The 18,315-nt window shown below is 72.3% G+C and carries 18 protein-coding genes; 13 read left to right on the forward strand and 5 right to left on the reverse strand.

Annotated features, from left to right (window positions below; genetic code table 11):
- On the forward strand, window positions 1-111 hold a 111-nt coding region (locus Q7T15_RS12360; RefSeq protein WP_370689091.1), incomplete at its 5' end, for an integrase core domain-containing protein.
- Window positions 112-185: 74 nt separating this feature from the next.
- Here Q7T15_RS12360 and purM read toward each other — a convergent pair.
- Window positions 186-1,289, reverse strand: coding sequence for a phosphoribosylformylglycinamidine cyclo-ligase (gene purM, locus Q7T15_RS08840; protein ID WP_304695390.1), 1,104 nt, complete (start codon window positions 1,287-1,289; stop codon window positions 186-188).
- A 104-nt stretch (window positions 1,290-1,393) separates the two neighbouring features.
- Here purM and purF point away from each other — a divergent pair, with 104 nt between their 5' ends.
- Window positions 1,394-2,851, forward strand: a complete 1,458-nt coding sequence (gene purF, locus Q7T15_RS08845) for an amidophosphoribosyltransferase (RefSeq protein ID WP_304695392.1) — start codon at window positions 1,394-1,396, stop codon at window positions 2,849-2,851.
- A gap of 3 nt (window positions 2,852-2,854) precedes the next feature.
- On the opposite strand, the gene Q7T15_RS08850 is transcribed toward purF, so the two are convergent.
- Window positions 2,855-3,211: a hypothetical protein gene (locus Q7T15_RS08850; protein ID WP_304695394.1), complete on the reverse strand. Its 357-nt coding sequence runs from the start codon at window positions 3,209-3,211 to the stop codon at window positions 2,855-2,857.
- A 34-nt stretch (window positions 3,212-3,245) separates the two neighbouring features.
- Entirely contained in the window at window positions 3,246-3,635 is a 390-nt protein-coding gene (locus Q7T15_RS08855; RefSeq protein ID WP_304695396.1) for a sterol carrier family protein, read from the reverse strand.
- 339 nt (window positions 3,636-3,974) lie between these two features.
- On the opposite strand from Q7T15_RS08855, the gene purD reads away from it, so the two are divergent.
- Genes purD through Q7T15_RS08880 form a run of 5 tightly spaced genes read left to right on the forward strand, consistent with a single transcriptional unit; the run spans window position 3,975 to window position 8,777 of the window.
- Complete coding sequence (gene purD / locus Q7T15_RS08860; RefSeq protein ID WP_304695399.1) at window positions 3,975-5,228, forward strand: phosphoribosylamine--glycine ligase; 1,254 nt, start codon at window positions 3,975-3,977, stop codon at window positions 5,226-5,228.
- Window positions 5,225-6,145 carry a phosphoribosylaminoimidazolesuccinocarboxamide synthase gene (locus Q7T15_RS08865; protein ID WP_370689130.1) on the forward strand — a complete coding sequence of 307 codons (921 nt, stop codon included), beginning with the start codon at window positions 5,225-5,227 and terminating at the stop codon, window positions 6,143-6,145. The genes purD and Q7T15_RS08865 overlap by 4 nt, the downstream gene beginning before the upstream one ends.
- 40 nt (window positions 6,146-6,185) lie before the next feature.
- Window positions 6,186-7,106 (forward strand): VOC family protein, encoded by a 921-nt coding sequence (locus Q7T15_RS08870; RefSeq protein ID WP_304695403.1) that lies wholly within the window; start codon window positions 6,186-6,188, stop codon window positions 7,104-7,106.
- A 40-nt stretch (window positions 7,107-7,146) separates the two neighbouring features.
- Complete coding sequence (locus Q7T15_RS08875) at window positions 7,147-7,905, forward strand: SGNH/GDSL hydrolase family protein (protein WP_304695405.1); 759 nt, start codon at window positions 7,147-7,149, stop codon at window positions 7,903-7,905.
- A complete protein-coding gene (locus Q7T15_RS08880) occupies window positions 7,902-8,777 on the forward strand; it encodes an alpha/beta fold hydrolase (RefSeq protein ID WP_304695407.1) in 876 nt (291 codons plus the stop codon). Before Q7T15_RS08875 ends, Q7T15_RS08880 begins: the two co-directional genes overlap by 4 nt.
- Here Q7T15_RS08880 and Q7T15_RS08885 read toward each other — a convergent pair.
- A complete protein-coding gene (locus Q7T15_RS08885) occupies window positions 8,767-9,876 on the reverse strand; it encodes a mechanosensitive ion channel family protein (protein WP_304695409.1) in 1,110 nt (369 codons plus the stop codon). The genes Q7T15_RS08880 and Q7T15_RS08885 overlap by 11 nt on opposite strands.
- Window positions 9,877-10,047: 171 nt before the next feature.
- Here Q7T15_RS08885 and purS point away from each other — a divergent pair, with 171 nt between their 5' ends.
- The 5 genes from purS (at window position 10,048) to Q7T15_RS08910 (ending at window position 16,558) form a co-directional block, all read left to right on the forward strand.
- Complete coding sequence (gene purS, locus Q7T15_RS08890) at window positions 10,048-10,320, forward strand: phosphoribosylformylglycinamidine synthase subunit PurS (protein WP_304695411.1); 273 nt, start codon at window positions 10,048-10,050, stop codon at window positions 10,318-10,320.
- Complete coding sequence (gene purQ / locus Q7T15_RS08895) at window positions 10,320-11,015, forward strand: phosphoribosylformylglycinamidine synthase subunit PurQ (protein ID WP_304695413.1); 696 nt, start codon at window positions 10,320-10,322, stop codon at window positions 11,013-11,015. Before purS ends, purQ begins: the two co-directional genes overlap by 1 nt.
- Before the next feature lie 5 nt (window positions 11,016-11,020).
- On the forward strand, window positions 11,021-11,539 hold the full coding sequence (locus Q7T15_RS08900; RefSeq protein WP_304695414.1) for a DUF3817 domain-containing protein: 519 nt from the start codon (window positions 11,021-11,023) through the stop codon (window positions 11,537-11,539).
- Between the two features lie 203 nt (window positions 11,540-11,742).
- Window positions 11,743-14,007: a phosphoribosylformylglycinamidine synthase subunit PurL gene (gene purL, locus Q7T15_RS08905; RefSeq protein ID WP_304695421.1), complete on the forward strand. Its 2,265-nt coding sequence runs from the start codon at window positions 11,743-11,745 to the stop codon at window positions 14,005-14,007.
- 25 nt (window positions 14,008-14,032) lie between these two features.
- Entirely contained in the window at window positions 14,033-16,558 is a 2,526-nt protein-coding gene (locus Q7T15_RS08910) for an HAD-IC family P-type ATPase (RefSeq protein ID WP_304695415.1), read from the forward strand.
- Between the two features lie 277 nt (window positions 16,559-16,835).
- Here the strand turns inward: Q7T15_RS08910 and Q7T15_RS08915 are convergent, their stop codons facing one another.
- Window positions 16,836-18,212 (reverse strand): cation acetate symporter, encoded by a 1,377-nt coding sequence (locus Q7T15_RS08915; protein ID WP_304695417.1) that lies wholly within the window; start codon window positions 18,210-18,212, stop codon window positions 16,836-16,838.
- Between Q7T15_RS08915 and Q7T15_RS08920 the strand changes: the two genes are divergently transcribed.
- Window positions 18,123-18,315: 30S ribosomal protein S17e (locus tag Q7T15_RS08920; protein WP_304695419.1), on the forward strand; the 193-nt coding region annotated here is incomplete at its 3' end. The two genes, Q7T15_RS08915 and Q7T15_RS08920, sit on opposite strands and share 90 nt — an antisense overlap.

The raw sequence follows: 18,315 nt of genomic DNA on the forward strand, positions 1-18,315 counted from the left end.
AGTGAGCATCGTCGGGCGGTCCTGCCAGAATGGGTTCGCTACTACAACACGCAGCGACCCCATGGCTCTCTGGGCCACAGAAGCCCGATCACCGCACTTGCGGCAGCATGAACAACGTCACTGGGAACTACAGCTAGCCCGCGTGGCGCAGTTGCGGGCTCAGCCCGCGCGGCGCAGCTGCGGGCTCAGCCCGCGTAGGAGCCGACGAGGCGCACGGCCCCGCCGTCGACGCCCTTGGCGCCCTGCTCGAAGCCCGCGAGGACGCGGGGGTGCGTCGACACCGCGCCTGCCACCCACGACGGGATGCCCCGCGATTCGAGGGCGCGGATGACGGAGCTCGCGGTGTCCTGCGAGACGACCGCGAGCATCCCGATGCCCAGATTCCACGTCCCCTCGGTCGATTCGAGGCTGTCGCCCGCGAGGTCGGCGAGCACCCGGAAGACGGGCGTCGGGCTCCAGGAGGCGCGATCGAGCTCGACCCAGCTGCCGACGGGCAGAACGCGCGCGAGGTTCGCCGCGATGCCGCCGCCCGTGACGTGGCTGAGGGCGTGGACGGCTCCGGGAAGCTCGGAGAGCACGTCGAGCAGGGGCGCGGTGTAGAGGCGCGTCGGCTCGAGCAGCGCGCGACCGACCGTGCCGCCGAGCTCGGCGAGGTCGTCGTGGTAGCCGATGCCGCGCTGAGCGAGGATGTGCCGCACGAGCGAGAAGCCGTTCGAGTGCAGGCCCGAGCTCGCCATCGCGATGACGAGGTCGCCGTGCTGCACGCGCTCCGGCCCGAGCACCTCGTCGGCCTCGACGACGCCGACCGCGGCGCCCGCGACGTCGTAGTCGTCGACGCCCAGGAGTCCCGGGTGCTCGGCGGTCTCGCCGCCGACGAGGGCGGTGCCGGTCGCGGTGCAGGCCTCGGCGATGCCGCGCACGATGTCGGCGATGCGCTGCGGGTGCACCTTGCCGCACGCGATGTAGTCGGTCATGAACAGGGGCTTCGCGCCGACGACGACGATGTCGTCGACGACCATCGCGACGAGGTCCTGCCCGATCGTGTCGTGGATGTCGAGGGCCTGCGCGATCGCGACCTTCGTGCCGACGCCGTCGGTGCTCGTCGCGAGAAGGGGCCTGCGGTAGGCGGTGAGGGCGGAGGCGTCCCAGAGGCCGGCGAACCCGCCGACGCCGCCGAGCACCTGGGGGCCGTGGGTCGCGCCGACGGCGGCCTTCATGAGCTCGACGGCGAGGTCGCCCGCGGCGGTGTCGACTCCGGCGGCGGCGTAGCTCGATGCGTTCCCAGTCACCCGCTCAGGCTACCGGCCGCGGCGCGCGCGGATGAGCACGTATGTCAGACTGGATCCGGCCCGATCGGGCCGTTCCACCACCCCCTTTGGGAGCTCGCTCGCGCATGTGCGGCATCGTCGGAGTCGTCTCGTCCAGCCCCGTCAACCAGCAGGTCTACGACGCGCTGTCGCTGCTGCAGCACCGCGGTCAGGACTCCACGGGCATCGCCACGGCCGAGGGCCGCGTGATGCACATCCAGAAGGCGAAGGGGCAGGTGCGCGAGGCGTACCGCACGCGCGACATGCGCTCGCTGCTCGGCACGATGGGCCTCGGTCACGTGCGCTACGCGACCCGCGGCTCGGCCTCGAGCGAGGAGGAGGCGCAGCCGTTCTACGTGAACGCGCCGTACGGCATCATCCTCGTCCACAACGGCAACCTCACGAACACGCGCGAGCTCACCCGCGAGCTGCACGAGATCGACCGCCGCCACCTCAACACGAACTCCGACACCGAGCTGCTCGTCAACGTGCTCGCGCACGAGCTGCAGCAGCAGGTCACGGGCGACGACCTCGACCCCGCGCAGCTCTTCGCGGCGATCACCCGCCTGCACGAGCGCGTCGAGGGGTCGTACGCGGCGATCGCCCTCATCGCCGGCCACGGCCTGCTCGCCTTCCGCGACCCGTTCGGCATCCGCCCGCTCGTCCTCGGCCGTCGCTCGACGGGACTCGTCGGCGACGAGTGGGTCGTCGCGAGCGAGTCGCTCGTCCTCGAGCACGGCGGCTACGAGATCGTCCGCGACCTCGCCCCCGGTGAGGCCGTCTTCATCTCGATGGGCGGCGAGATGGTGTCGCAGCAGTGCGCCGCGAACCCGCGCTTGATCCCGTGCTCGTTCGAGTACGTCTACCTCGCGCGCCCCGACTCGATCATGAACGGCATCTCGGTGTACGAGGCCCGCCTGCGCCTCGGCGACCGCCTCGCGACGACGATCCAGCACCACGCCCCCGCGGGCGACATCGACGTCGTCATGCCGATCCCCGACTCGTCGCGCCCCGCAGCGATGCAGGTCGCGCAGAAGCTCGGCATCGAGTACCGCGAGGGCTTCTACAAGAACCGCTACGTCGGCCGAACCTTCATCATGCCGGGCCAGGCGGAGCGCAAGAAGAGCGTGAAGCAGAAGCTCAACGCGATGTCGTCCGAGTTCAAGGGCAAGAGCATCCTCATCGTCGACGACTCGATCGTGCGCGGCACGACGTCGAAGGAGATCGTCGAGATGGCGCGGCAGGCGGGCGCCGCGAAGGTGACGTTCACGTCGGCCGCCCCGCCGGTGCGCTACCCGCACGTGTACGGCATCAACATGCCGACGTCGCGCGAACTCATCGCGCATGGGCGCAAGATTCCCGAGATCGCGCAGGAGCTCGCGGCCGATGCCCTCATCTACCAGGAGGTCGCCGACATGGAGTCGGCCATCCTCGAGGGCAGCGACATCGAGGGCCTCGAGATGAGCTGCTTCACGGGCGAGTACGTCACGGGCACGGTGACGCCCGAGTACCTCGACTGGGTCGAGCGGAACCAGAACAGCTGAGCGTTACTGCTCGGGCTCGCCCTCGACGGGCGCCGGGTCGACCGTCTCGCGCTCGGCCTGCAGCGTGCGGGCGCGCTTGCGCGAGCGACGGTCGAGGATGACGCCGAGGATCGCGCCGATCAGCACGCCGATCGTGATGCCGTAGATCGAGAAGTAGGCGACGAGCGTCGCGAAGCCGACGTTCTCGTCGGCCGGGAAGAGCCCCGTGACGATGAGGGTCGCGAAGAAGCCGAGCACGGCGCCCACCGCCATGAAGGCGGGGATCTTCGGCGCGCGGCGCACCGTGACCGGCTCGGGCTGCGCCTGCTGCGGGGCCGGGCGCTGCGGGGCCGCGTCGCCGGCCGGGGTGCTGTCGCTCACGGTGCCATTGTCGCGCACGAGGGTGAGCGTCGGCTCACCAGGCGACGGGCAGGAGCGCCGAGAGGTCGGAGCGCGCGCCCGACGCCTGGATGCGCCCCTCGGCGAGCGCCTCGCCCCACACCGTGTCGCCCCTCGCGAGGGCGAGGAACGTCGGGGCGTCGAGCTCGACGACGTTCGGCGGTGTGCCGCGCGTGTGCCGCGGGCCCTCGACGATCTGCACGGCCCCGAACGGAGGGACCCGCACCTCGACGCTCTTCCCCGGAGCCGCGTCGCTCAGGCACTGGAGCAGGTACCGCACGGCGGTCGCGAGCTCGTCGCGCACCGGAGGCGGGGCGCTCGGGTCGGCGGCGCGTGCGGCGAGCGCCACGCTCGCGGACCGCACGGCCGCTCGGCCGGCAGTCTCGTCGATGCGGGCGCGGGGCATCCCCCGAGCGTACGCCGGGCGAACGCCTTCGCGGCCGCCTGGCTACCGTTGTTGAGGAGTGACGTAATGCATTTTCGACACTCCTCGACAACGGTAGGGCGCCGAGCGCGGGACCGCCGGCGGACGCTGACCCTGCTCTCGTCCCACTCAGGATGTGGAGGAGTGACGTAATGCATTTTCGTCACTCCTCCACATCGTGAGCGCGGCGCGGGTGCGAGGAGCAGGACGGGGAGTGCGCGCGGGCAGGCGGGCCGCGCGGCCAGCGCGGCCAGCGCGGCCAGGACAGCCCTGGCGTGCGACCCGGGCTGCGCATCCGCGCACGCTGGGTAGGCTGAGCGGGTGAGAATCCTCGTCCTCGGCTCGGGCGCGCGCGAGCACGCCATCATCACGGCGCTCCTCCGCGAGAACGCGGGCCACGAGATCACCGCCGCCCCCGGCAACGCGGGCATCGCGCAGGCCGTCGAGACCGTCGCGCTCGACCCGACGAAGGCCGCGGTCGTCGCCGACTACGCCGTCGACAACGACATCGAGCTCGTCGTCATCGGGCCCGAGGCTCCGCTCGTCGAGGGGGTCGCCGACGCGCTGCGCTCACGCGGCATCGCGACCTTCGGCCCCGGCAAGGCCGCCGCGCAGCTCGAGGGCTCGAAGACCTTCGCCAAGCGCATCATGGACGCCGCCGGGGTCCCGACCGGTCGCGCGGTGCGCGCCGGCACCCTCGCCGAGGCGGATGCCGCCCTCGACGACATGGGCGCCCCCTACGTCGTGAAGGCCGACGGCCTCGCCGCCGGCAAGGGCGTCATCGTCACCGACGACCGCGCCGCCGCTCGCGCGCACGCCGAGCACTACCTGCAGCAGGGCGGCGTCCTCATCGAGGAGTTCCTCGCCGGCCAGGAGGTCAGCCTCTTCCTCCTGAGCGACGGCCACACCGTCGTGCCCCTGAGCCCCGCGCAGGACTACAAGCGCATCGGCGACGGCGACACCGGCCCCAACACCGGCGGCATGGGCGCCTACTCGCCCCTCCCGTGGGCCCCCACCGGCTTCGTGGACGAGGTCATCGAGACCATCGCCCAGCCCACCGTGCGCCAGCTCGCCGAGGAGGGCACACCCTTCATCGGCCTGCTCTACTGCGGGCTCATCGTGACCGACAAGGGCATCCGCGTCATCGAGTTCAACGCGCGCTTCGGCGACCCCGAGACGCAGGTCGTGCTGCCGCGCCTCACCACACCGCTCAGCGGCCTCCTCTTCGCCGCGTCGACCGGCCAGCTCGGCGGCGTCGCCCGCCCCGAGTTCAGCGATGAGGTCGCCGTGACCGTCGTCCTCGCGAGCGAAGGCTACCCCGACACCCCGCACACCGGCCGCGCGCTCACGGGCCTCGCCGAGGCCGAGCAGGTCGAGGGCGTGCACCTCTGCCACGCCGCGACCGCGCGCACGGGCGACGGCTTCGTCGCCACGGGCGGCCGCGTTCTGAGCGTCGTCGCCACCGGCGCCGACTTCACCGAGGCTCGCGCCCGCGCGTACGAGGCGATCGGCCGGATCGGGCTCGAGGGCGGCCAGTACCGCTCCGACATCGCCGCGCGCGTCGTCGAGGCCTGAGCGACGTGAGCGAGCGGGGCGCCGGGCTCGACGTCGACGCGCAGCACCTGCCGGGATGGCGGCGCGCGTACTCGGGGAAGGTGCGCGACCTGTACGTCCCGGAGGCCGCATCCGATCTCGCGAGCGCCGACAGCGTGCTCATGGTCGCGAGCGACCGCGTGAGCGCGTTCGACCACGTGCTCGAGCCGGGCATCCCGGGCAAGGGCGCGCTGCTCACCCAGCTCACGCGCTGGTGGTTCGACCGCCTCGGATTCCCGACGCACCTCGACCCCGCGCAGGGCGTCCCCGCCGAGGTCGCCGACCGCGCCGTCGTCGCCCGCCGCCTCGACATGCACCCGATCGAGTGCGTCGTGCGCGGGTACCTCTCTGGCTCCGGCTGGGCCGAGTACCAGCAGTCGCAGAGCGTGTGCGGCATCCCGCTGCCCGCTGGCCTCACCGACGGCGACCGCCTGCCCGAGCCGATCTACACGCCCGCGTACAAGGCGCCGCTCGGCGAGCACGACGAGAACGTCACCTTCGAGAGGACCGTCGAGCTCGTGGGCGAGCCGACCGCGACGGCGCTGCGGGATGCTTCGCTCGACCTCTTCCGCCGGGCGAGCGCGATCGCCGAGGAGCGCGGGGTGATCCTCGCCGACACGAAGTTCGAGTTCGGCGACGACCCCGCCACGGGCGTGCTGACCCTCGCCGACGAGGTGCTCACGAGCGACAGCTCGCGCTACTGGGATGCGGAGCTCTACGCCGCGGGCGGCGCCGACCGCCTCGCGAGCTTCGACAAGCAGATCGTGCGCGACTGGCTCGCCGCGCACTGGGACAGGCACGGCACGCCTCCGCGCCTGCCGGACGAGATCGTCGAGCGCACCGCGGCGCGCTACCGCGAGCTCATCGAGCGACTGACGGGCGGTGCCGCCGGCGACTGAGCCGTGGAATGCCGCCCGACATCCGTCGGTTAAGACTCGCATGACCGCCAGCCCGCGCCTCGCCCCCGACACGTCGATGGGCGCCGTCACGCTCGACGTCGCCGACCTCGACGCGATGACCGCGTACTACCGCGACGGCGTCGGCCTCGAGGTGCTCACGACCCAGCACGCGCGCGACGGCGAGCCCGCGATGGCGACGCTCGGGCGCACGCGGCGCGACGCCGACGGCGGAGCGGCCGCGGGCATCCCCCTCGTCGTTCTGCGGCACGCGCCGACGCTGCGCCACGCCGGGCCGCGCGAGGCGGGGCTCTTCCACACGGCGATCCTGTTCGAGACGCAGGCCGCGCTCGCCGCCGCCGTCGCGACCGTCGCCCAGCGCCACCCGGGCACCTTCACCGGCTCGAGCGACCACCTCGTCAGCCAGGCCTTCTACTTCGACGACCCCGAGGGCAACGGCGTCGAGCTGTACTGGGATCGCGACCGCACCGAGTGGAGCTGGACCCACGGCCAGGTCGAGATGTCGACGCTCTACCTCGACCCCAACGCGTTCCTGCAGCAGCACCTCACCGAGGCGGCGCTCGCCGAGCACGCCTCCGCGCCCGCCGTCATCGGGCACGTGCACCTCTCGGTCGGCGATGTTGCCACCGCGAAGCGGTTCTACGTCGACGAGCTCGGCTTCGACCTCACCACCAGCTACGGCGGGCAGGCGATCTTCGTGAGCGCGGGCGGCTACCACCACCACATGGCGATGAACGTGTGGCGCAGCCAGGGCGCGGGCCGACGCCAGCCGGCGCTCGGGCTCGGGCGCGTCGACATCGTGCTGCCGCACACCGACGAGATCGGCGCCCTTGGCGAGCGCCTCGGCCACTTCGGCCACGAGGTGCGCGACGACGGGCGGACGGTGCACGTCGACGACCCGTGGGGCAACCTGCTGCGGGTCACGGTGGCGCCGAGCGCCTGAGTCGCAGGCACGGCGCAACCGCGCGTCGTAGGCTCGGCGCGTGACCGAGACCCGCCGCCCCCGCGCGCTCCGGCTGAGCCGCGCGATCGCGGTCGCGCAGGCGCCGGTCATCCTGCGCCAGGGCCGCCGGCTGCGTCGCGAGACGCCCCGCCTGCCCGACGCGCCCGCCCCCTGGGAGGGCACGAGCGGCTCCGGCGACCGCCCGATCACCCTGCTCGTGCTCGGCGACTCGACCGCGGCGGGCGTCGGCGTCGACCACGCCGACCTCGGGCTCGCGGGCCGCCTCGCCGACGCGCTCGCCGCCCGCACCGGCCGCCCCGTGCACTGGCGCGCTCGCGGGCGCAACGGAGCGACCGCGCGCGACATCGTCCGCCACCACCTCGCCGAGGCCCTCGATGCGCCTGTCGACGTGCTGTTCCTTACGGTGGGCGCGAACGATGCGCTCGCCCTGCGGTCGGCGAGGGCCTTCGAACGGGATGTCCGGCGCATCCTCGATCGCACGCGACGCGCGCACCCTGCCGCCGTCGTGCTCATGTCGTCCCTGCCGGCGTTCTTCCGGTTCCGACTGCTGCCCGAACCGCTGCGCGGGACCCTCTACCGTCACTCGCAGGCCCTCGAGTCAGCGGCCCGCGCGCTCGTCAGCCGCACCGACCGCGCGCACATGTCGCCGCCCCCGCCGCCGTACACCGAGGGCTTCTTCGCGAGCGACGACTTCCATCCGAGCGCGCTCGGCTACCGCGACTGGGCCGACTTCGCGATCGAGGATGCTGCGCTCGGGGGGATGATGGAGCTCCTATGACCTCCTCCGCTCCCTCTGCGCCCGCCCCCGGAGACGCCGTCCCCGCCGGGCGCCTGCACGTCGAGGAGTCGGGGCCGCGCGACGCCGAGTCGATCGTCTTCCTGCACGGCGGCAACGTGTCGGGCTGGATGTGGGGCCCGCAGCGCGACGCGATGCCCGACTACCACCAGCTCGTGCCCGACATGCCGGGCTTCGGCGAGTCGAACGCCGTGCCGTGGCGGTCGATGGCGGAGACGGCCGACCGGATCGCGAGCATCATCCGCGAGCGCGCCCACGGCGGCCGCGCGCACGTCGTCGGCCTCTCCCTCGGCGGCATCGTGGGGGCGCTCGTCGTCGCGCGCCACCCCGACGTCGTCCGCAGCGCCGTGCTCAGCGGTGCGCCGCTCCGCGGACTCGGGCCGTTCATGTCGTGGCTCTCGCGCGTGCAGCTCAAGCTCTGGCACACCGCCGCGTACTGGGCGACGATGGGCCGCGGTTACCACCTCGAGCCGGATGCGCTCAAGAAGTTCATCGAGACCGGCATCGGCATCGACCCCCGCAGCGCCCGCCGCATGGTCGAGCAGACGAACGCCGGCATGCTGGGCGAGATCGACGGGTTCGACGGCAACCCCGTGCGCATCCTCGGCCTCGCGGGCGGCGCGGAATCCCGCACGGTGACGGGCGCGCTGCGGTACTTCCTGCGCGCCCCCAACGCCGTCGTGCGCCTCGCCCCCGGCATGCACCACGTGTGGAACGTCGAGAACCCCGAGCTCTTCACCGAGACCGTGCGGGCCTGGATCGTCGAGGGCCGCGCGCACGAGGAGCTCGAGGCCGTGCCGCCGCACCTGCTCGCGACGCCGCGACGCGAGCGCGAGCGCGGCGCTACGGGCTGACCCGCCCGGCCTCGCCGTCCGCGCCGCCCGCGCCGCCCGCGGAGTCCTCTGACGCAGCCGTCGCCGGCGCCCCCGCGATCTCGACGCGCTGCACCGGCAGCGCCTGCGCGTGCTCCCGCCGCACGAAGTCGACGATGCGCTCGCGCACGAGCACCTGCAGATCCCACATGTCCGAGCTGTTCGACGCCGACATGAGCAGCCGGACGCGCACGAGCCCGCCGGTCGCGTCGGTGACCTGCACATTGGAGGCGGCGCCGTTGAACAGCGGCGTCTCGGCGAGGACGCGGTCGAGCTCGGCTCGGACATCCTCGATCGGAACCCGCCAGTCGAGATCGAGCGAGACGGTGCCCAGGAGGTCGGCCGTCGTGCGCGTCCAGTTCTGGAACGGGGTCGTCGTGAAGTACGTCGACGGCAGGACGAGCCGGCGCTGATCCCACACGCGGACGACGACGTAGGTGAGCGTGATCTCCTCGATGCGGCCGAACTCGCCCTCGACCACGACGACGTCGTCGACGCGGATGGCGTCGGAGAACGCGAGCTGCATGCCGGCGAAGACGTTCGCGAGCGTCGACTGCGCGGCGAGACCGGCGACGACCGAGGCGAGGCCCGCGGAGGCGAGCAGGCTCGTGCCGACCGCCTGCGCGCCGGGGAAGGTGAGGAGGATCGCGCCGATCGTCACGATGCCGACGACGACAAGGGCGAGCCGCTTCAGGATGAGCAGCTGCGTGCGCATGCGCCGCGCGACGCGGTTGTCGGCGACCGAGATGTCGTAGCGCCGCGTCGCGCGCGCGAACAGCAGCGTCACGATCGCGGCGACCGCCCAGCCGCCGGCCGCGAGGGTCGCAATGAGGAAGATCTGGTCCACCACGGGCCGCCATTCGGGCTCGGGCAGCGTGAGCGCGACGGCGATCCAGACGGCGATGAGGGCGAGCAGGATGCGCACCCTGCGCCGCAGGGATCCGAGCGTCGCGTAGACGCCGGGCCGCCGTCGCGCCACCACCCGCACGATGAGCGCCATCACGGCGACGAGGACGACGACGATGCCGAGGGCGATCGCGACGGCGATGCCGAGGCCCGTCCAGCTGGTCCAGTCGAGCACGTCGACTCCTTCCGATCGGGGGGGCGCGCCCGGTGCGCACTGCGCCTGTCGAGGGCGCGCGGGAGGCCGCGCAAAGGCCCCGACGATACCGGCCGCTCCTGGAAGGAGTGCGCGCATGAGCACCGATAGACTGGGGGCATCCACCACTTCGCATCTCGAACGGGAGTCGCCGTGCCCACCATCGTCGTCGAGGTCATGCCCAAGGCTGAGCTGCTCGACCCCGCGGGCAAGGCCGTCGCCGGCGCCCTGCACCGCCTGGGTCACGACCGCATCAGCGACGTCCGCATCGGCAAGCGCTTCGAGCTGCACGTCGACGGCGACGTCGATGCCGAGCTGCTCGCCGATGTCGAGAAGGTCGCCGCCGACATGCTCGCCAACACCGTCATCGAGGACGTCGTGACGGTCGAGGTCCACGGCGCGAGCGTCCCGGGCGAGACCCACTGATGCGCGTCGGCGTCATCACCTTCCCCGGCTCGCTCGACGACCGGGACGCCATGCGGGCGATCCGCCTCGCCGGCGCCGAGCCGGTCGCCCTGTGGCACGGCGAGCACGACCTCCACGGCGTCGACGCGATCGTCCTGCCCGGCGGCTTCAGCTACGGCGACTACCTCCGCTGCGGCGCGATCGCCGCCCGCTCGCCGATCATGGCCGAGGTCATCCAGGCGGCCGAGGGCGGGATGCCCGTGCTCGGCATCTGCAACGGCTTCCAGATCCTCGTCGAGACCCACCTCCTGCCGGGCGGGCTCATCCGCAACGACCACGGCGACTTCATCCGCCGCGACCAGCGCCTGCGCGTGGAGTCGACCGATTCCGCCTGGACGAGCGGCTTCACGGTCGGCCAGGAGATCACCATCCCGCTCAAGAACGGCGAGGGCGGCTACATCGCCGACGAGGCGACGCTCGACCGCCTCGAGGGCGAGGGTCTCGTCGCCTTCCGCTACCTCGACGTCAACCCCAACGGCTCGCTGCGCGACATCGCGGGCCTGCGCAACGAGCGCGGCAACGTGGTCGGCCTCATGCCGCACCCCGAGCACGCCGTCGAGCCGGGCTTCGGCCCCGACACCCGCGATGCGATGCGCTCGGGCGTCGACGGTCTGACCTTCTTCACATCGGTGCTGAAGGCGAGCGTGCTGAGCTAGAGATCGTGACCGCGACCTCCCCCTCGGCGGCGCCCTCCGGCGCGCGCACCCGCTCCCTCACCCCGAAGCGCCTCTACCGCGTCGTCGCGATCGCTGAGGCCATCACCTGGACCCTCCTGATCAGCGGCCTCATCACACGCGCCGTCGTCGGCGGCGAGACCGGCGACCTCGCCGTGAGGGTCGGTGGGAGCATCCACGGCTTCGTCTTCCTCGCGTACGGCGCGACGGCCGTGCTGACCGCGATCAATCAGCGATGGGGGGTCGGCGTCGGCCTTCTCGCGGTCGTCACCGCGGTCATCCCCTATGCGACGGTCCCGTTCGACCTGTGGGCGCACCGATCGGGGCGCCTCGACGGCGACTGGCGCCGCGAGGCGACCGACGACCCGAGGGACGCCGTCTGGTTCGACCGCCTGGTCCGGTGGATGCTCCGCCACCCGTACCTCCTGGGCGCGCTGCTGCTCGCCGCCGTGGTCGTGATCTTCGTCGTGCTGCTGCAGCTCGGCCCGCCCGTCCCGAAGGGCTGAGCGCGGGCGGACCCCGCCCGGGCGTGCTCATCCGCGCGGGTAGGATCGAGAGCATCCGGCACGCCCTCGACACAGGAGCCCTCGCCACCGTGACCCACCCCGCACCGCACGCCGCCGCTCCCGACGATTCAGGGGAGCAGCACCCCGCGCACGACGAGGTCGATCACGACCGCCGGCACCTTCCCGACACCGTCGAGAACGCCATCGCGACGCCCGAGAAGCACCAGCCGTTCGAGGCGCTCGGCCTCAAGGCCGACGAGTACGAGGCCATCAAGCAGCTGCTCGGTCGCCGCCCGACGAGCGGCGAGCTGGCCATGTACTCGGTCATGTGGAGCGAGCACTGCTCCTACAAGTCGAGCAAGGTGCACCTGCGCCAGTTCGGCCAGAAGGTCAGCGACGAGATGAAGACCCACCTCATGGTGGGCATGGGCGAGAACGCCGGCGTCGTCGACGTCGGCGAGGGCTGGGCGGTCACGTTCAAGATCGAGAGCCACAACCACCCGAGCTACATCGAGCCGTTCCAGGGCGCCGCGACGGGCGTCGGCGGCATCGTGCGCGACATCATCTCGATGGGCGCGCGCCCGGTGGCGGTCATGGATGCTCTGCGCTTCGGCGCCATCGACCACCCCGACACGGCTCGCGTCGTCCCCGGCGTCGTCTCCGGCATCAGCCACTACGGCAACTGCCTCGGCCTGCCGAACATCGGCGGCGAGACCGTGTTCGACTCGGTCTACCAGGCCAACCCGCTCGTCAACGCGCTCGCCGTCGGCGTGCTGCGCCATGAGGACCTGCACCTCGCCAACGCGCGCGGCGTCGGCAACAAGGTCGTGCTGTTCGGCGCCCGCACCGGCGGCGACGGCATCGGCGGCGCGTCGATCCTCGCCTCCGACACGTTCAGCGAGGGCGGCCCGACCAAGCGCCCGGCCGTGCAGGTCGGCGACCCGTTCGCCGAGAAGGTGCTCATCGAGTGCTGTCTCGAGCTGTACCGCGGCGACCTCGTGGAGGGCATCCAGGATCTCGGCGCAGCCGGCATCTCGTGCGCGACCAGCGAGCTCGCGAGCAACGGCGACGGCGGCATGGTCATCGACCTCGACGCCGTGCTGCTGCGCGACCCGTCGCTCACGGCGGAGGAGATCCTCATGTCGGAGAGCCAGGAGCGCATGATGGCGATCGTGCAGCCCGAGAAGCTCGACGCGTTCCTCGCGGTCACCGCCAAGTGGGATGTCGAGACGAGCGTCCTCGGCGAGGTCACCGACACGGGGCGCCTCGTCATCCACTGGCGCGGCGAGACGATCGTCGACGTCGACCCGACCACGGTGGCCGTCGACGGCCCCGTCTACAACCGGCCCTTCCACCGCCCCGAATGGCTGGATGCCCTGCAGGCCGACAGCGCCGCCACGCTCGCCCGGCCGGCCGACGACGCCGAGCTGCGCGCGCAGGCGCTGCACGTGCTGGGCGGCCCGAACCTCGCCGACACGGCCTGGATCACCAACCAGTACGACTACTACGTCATGGGCAACACGGCGCTCGCGACGCCCGACGACGCCGGCATGATCCGCGTCGACGAGGAGAGCGGTCTCGGCGTCGCCCTCGCGACCGACGCGAACGGCCGCTACTGCCAGCTCGACCCGTACGTGGGGGCGCAGCTCGCGCTCGCCGAGGCGTACCGCAACGTCGCGACCTCGGGAGCGACTCCGCTCGCCGTCTCGGACTGCCTCAACTTCGGCAGCCCCGAGAACCCCGAGGTGATGTGGCAGTTCGAGCGGGCCGTCACGGGTCTCGCCGACGCGTGCCTCGAGCTGGGCATCCCCGTCACGGGCGGCAATGTGTCGTTCTACAACCAGACCGGCGACGTGCCCATCCACCCGACGCCCGTCGTCGCCGTCATGGGCGTCATCGACCACGTCGATCGCCGCCTGCCCTCGGGCTGGCAGGACGAGGGCGAGAACCTCTACCTCATGGGCGTCACGCGCGACGAGCTCGACGGCTCGGTGTGGGCCGACGTCGTGCACGGCCACCTCGGCGGACTGCCCCCGCAGCTCGACCTCGCGGCCGAGAAGAACCTCGCCGGCCTCATGTCGGCCGCGGCCGAGGAGGGGCTCGTCACCTCGGCGCACGACCTCTCGGAGGGCGGCCTGCTCGCAACCCTCGCCGAGGGAGTGCTGCGCTTCGGCGTCGGCGCGCGCGTCTGGCTCACCGAGCTCATGGAGCGCGATGGGGTGGATGCCCTCGCCGCACTGCTGTCGGAGTCGCAGGCCCGCGTGCTCGTGTCGGTGGCCCGTGAGGACGACGTGAAGTTCCGCGGCCTGTGCGAGGGGCGCGACGTGCCCGTGCTGCGCATCGGCGTCACCGACGCCGAGGTCGACGGCCTCGAGATCCAGGACCGCTTCACGCTCACGCACGCCGAGCTGCGCCACGCGCACCGCGCGACGCTGCCCGAGCGCTTCGGCGCGGTCGTCGGGGGCTGATCACCGGGCCGCTAGGCTCGCGCCCGTGGCGAGGATCACCGGGCTGAGCACCGCGGACGTGCGCGGTCGGCGCGAGCGCGGCGAAGTCAACACCCTGCCGAACGACACCGGGCGCTCGCTGTGGCGCATCCTGCAGGCCAACCTCTTCACGCTCTTCAACGCGATCGTCGGCGGCAGCTTCCTGCTCCTGCTCGTCCTCGGCTACTGGCAGGATGCCCTGTTCGGCTTCTTCGTCATCGCCAACGTGGCCATCGGGGTCGCGCAGGAGTTCCGGGCCAAGGTGACACTCAGCCGGCTGGCGGTGCTCAACGCTCCGCGGGCGCGCGTCCTGCGCCGAGCATCGGATGCCGAGTCGGGCGAGGTCGAGGAGGTCGCCCTCGCCGACGTCGTGCTCGACGACGTGCTCGTGCTCGCCGCCGGAGACCAGGTCGTCGCCGACGCCGTCGTCCTCGAGGCGTCGGGGCTCGACGTCGACGAGTCGCTGCTGACGGGCGAGGCCGACCCCGTGCCGTCGCCCGCGGGCCGCGAGCTGCTGTCGGGGTCGACGGTCGTCGGCGGCAGCGGGCTCGCGCGCGTGATCCGCGTCGGCGCCGACTCGTACGCGAGCCGCATCACGGCCGAGGCGAAGCAGTTCTCGCTCGTCGGCAGCGAGCTGCGCGACTCGATCGCACGCATCATCCGGTGGATCAGCATCGGCCTGCTGCCGGTCGGCGCGATCGTCGTCAACGGGCAGATGCAGGCGGTCGGCGGGTGGGAGGTCGCCCTGTCGTCGGGGGCCTGGCGCGAGGCCGTCGTCGCCGCGACCGCGAGCATCATCGCGATGGTGCCGCAGGGCCTCGTGTTCATGACCTCGGTCGCGCTCGCCGTCGGCGCCGTCAAGCTGTCGCGCCGCGAGGTGCTCGTGCAGGAGCTCGCCGCCGTCGAGGGCCTCGCCCGCGTCGACATGCTCTGCCTCGACAAGACGGGCACGCTCACCGAGGGCGGGCTGGTTCTCGATGATTTCGAGGACGCCCCGGGCATCGCGGCCGACGAGGCGCTGCGCGCGGCGCGGGATGCGGCGCTCGCCTCCTTCGCGGACGATCGCGACGCCAACGCCACGGCCCGCGCTCTCGGCGAGCGCTTCGGCGCGCGCGGGGGCTCGGCGTCCGCTGCCGCGGTCGACCCGACTCTCGCCGCAGCGGCACCGAGCGTCGCGGCCCTGCCGGCGATCGTCGCGCGCGTGCCGTTCTCGTCGCAGCGCAAGTGGAGCGCCGCGCAGCTCGCCGACCCCGCCGGGAGCTGGCTGCTCGGCGCCCCCGACATCGTGCTCGCGCGGGTCGACGGGTCGGCGGGCGACGGTGAGGCGGTCGACGCCACCCTCGCGCGGTGCCGCGAGCTCGCCGCGAGCGGACTGCGCACGCTCGTGCTCGCGCGCTCGAGCGCGCCGCTCACGACGGCCGCCGGCGACGGGGCCGACGATCACGGGGTCATCGCGCCGCGCGAGGCCGCCCTCCCCGCCGGGCTCGAGCCGGTCGCGGTCGTTACGTTCCGCGAGCGGGTGCGCGCGGATGCGCACGAGACGCTCGGGTACTTCCGCGAGCAGGGGGTGAGCATCCGCGTCATCTCGGGCGACGACCCGAGAACCGTCGCCGCCGTCGCGCGGGAGGCGGGCGTCGACCACGTCGGCGACGGCTTCGACGCGCGACAGCTGCCCGCGGGAGCCGCCGAGCTCGACGCCGTGATGGCGCGCGAGCGCGTGTTCGGCCGCGTGAGCCCCGAGCAGAAGAAGGCGATGGTGAAGTCGCTGCAGCGGCTCGGCTACACCGTCGCGATGACGGGCGACGGGGTCAACGACGCGCTCGCGCTCAAGCACGCCGACATGGGCATCGCGGTGGGCTCGGGGGCGCCGGCGACGCGGGCCGTCGCGCGACTCGTGCTGCTCGACGGGCAGTTCAGCCGGCTGCCGCGCATCGTCGCCGAGGGGCGGCAGGTGATCGCGAACGTCGAACGGCTCGCGAAGCTGTTCCTGTCGAAGACGGTCTACGCGATCCTGTTCGCCGTGGTGTTCGGCGCGCTGCTGTGGCCGTTCCCGTTCCTGCCGCGGCAGCTGTCGATCGTCGACGGGCTGACGATCGGGCTGCCCGCGATCGTTCTCGCGCTCCTGCCGAACGCGCAGGTGTATCGGCCGGGGTTCCTCCGGAGGGCCGCGCGGTTCTGCATCCCATCGGGGGTGCTCGTGGCCGCGACCGTCATCGGCGTCGTCGTCTACGCGTACGGCGTCGTCGGAGCGCCGGCGGCGGAGGTGCAGACCGCGGCGGTCATCACGCTCACGCTCTCGGCGCTGTGGGTGCTCGTGATCCTCGCCCGGCCGCTCTCGCGCGTGACGCTGCCGATCGTGCTCGCCGCCTACGCCGGGCTCGTCGTCGTGCTGTCGATCCCGATCGCGGTCGACTTCCTGCAGCTCGCCTCGCCCCCGCCGACGGGGATGCTCGTCGTCGCGGTGGGCGCATCCGCCGTGTGCTCGCTCGCCCTCGAGGTGCTGCACCGCCTGATCGCCCGCGCGACCCGCTGACCCGCGCCGCGCGCCCGCGCCCGCGCTGACGATGCGCCAGTTCGATGACGATGCGCCACATTGAAGTCGCGCGCTGTCATCAAACCCACGCACTCACGCGCGCGGGGAGTGGAGGCGCCGAGCATCCCCGCATGACGGACGGCCCCCGCCTCCACCCGGCGAGGGCCGTCCGTGTCGTTCCGGGGCGGGCGGACCAGGCTTCCGTCCGCCCCGAACCTGAGCCGGGCAGCCGCGCGGCGGGCGACGAGCCCGGCGCGCGGCCATCCGTTGCCGCGTTCTAGTGCGCGACCGACTTCTCGGCGCCGACGCCCGTGAGCGACCGCACCTCCATCTCGGTCTGCTTCTCGAGGCTCTCCTTCTTCTTGTCGAGCACCGACCCGAGCCAGCCGAGGAAGAAGGCGAGCGGAATCGACACGATGCCGGGGTTCGACAGCGGGAAGATCGCGAAGTCGACCCCCTGCAGCATCGACTTCTCGCCGCCCGAGACGACGGGCGAGAGCGAGATGAGGATGATCGCCGAGGCGAGACCGCCGTACATGCTCCACAGCGCACCCTGGGTGGTGAAGTTCCGCCAGAACAGCGAGTAGACGATCGTCGGGAGGTTCGCCGACGCCGCGACCGCGAAGGCCAGGGCGACGAGGAACGCGACGTTCTGCCCGTTCGCGCCGATGCCGCCGATGATGGCGACGAGACCGATGACCAGGACGGTGCGGCGGGCGACCTTGACCTCGGCGCCGGGGGCCGGGTTGCCCTTCTTGACGACGCTCGCGTAGATGTCGTGAGAGAAGGATGCCGCGGCCGTGATCGTGAGGCCGGCGACGACCGCGAGGATCGTCGCGAACGCGACCGCCGAGATGATGCCGAGGAGCACCGAGCCGCCGAGCTCGAACGCGAGCAGCGGGGCCGCCGAGTTCGCGCCGCCCGGAGCCGCGGCGATGCGCTCGGCGCCGATGAGCGCCGCCGCTCCGTAGCCGAGGACGAGCGTGAAGACGTAGAAGATGCCGATGAGCCAGATCGCCCAGACGACGCTCTTGCGGGCCTCCTTCGCGGTCGGCACCGTGTAGAAGCGCATGAGCACGTGCGGCAGGGCGGCGGTGCCGAGCACGAGCGCGAGGCCGAGCGAGAGGAAGTCGAGGCGCGTGATGTCGCTCAGCCCGTACTGCAGGCCCGGGGCGAGGATCGCGGGGTTGCCCGAGGTCTCGACCGCGCTGTCGAGCAGCGTCGACAGGTTGAACCCGTTGATCGCGAGCACCCAGACCGTCATGACGCCGGCGCCCGCGATGAGCAGGCCCGCCTTGATGATCTGCACCCACGTCGTGCCCTTCATGCCGCCGACGAGCACGTAGAGGATCATGAGCGCGCCGACGACCGCGATGACGACCGACTGGCCGACCCGGTCGTTGATGCCGAGCAGGAGCGCGACGAGTCCGCCGGCGCCCGCCATCTGCGCGAGCAGGTAGAAGAAGCACACGACGAGCGTCGAGATCGCCGCGGCGATGCGCACGGGGCGCTGCTTGAGGCGGAAGGCCAGGACGTCCGTCCAGCCGGCCCGAGTTGAGAACCCATGGGCAACATCCGTCCGACCTACATCAAGCGCGTCGCCATCGAGCTTGTCGAGCGCTTTCCCGAGAAGTTCACCGAGGACTTCGACCACAACAAGAAGGCCGTGAGCGAGCTCGCGGACTTCCAGGGCAAATCTCTGCGCAACCGCGTCGCGGGCTACGTCACGACGTACCGCCGCCAGCAAGAGATCGTTT

Source organism: Microcella sp., assembly GCF_030645145.1.
Lineage (GTDB): Bacteria > Actinomycetota > Actinomycetes > Actinomycetales > Microbacteriaceae > Microcella.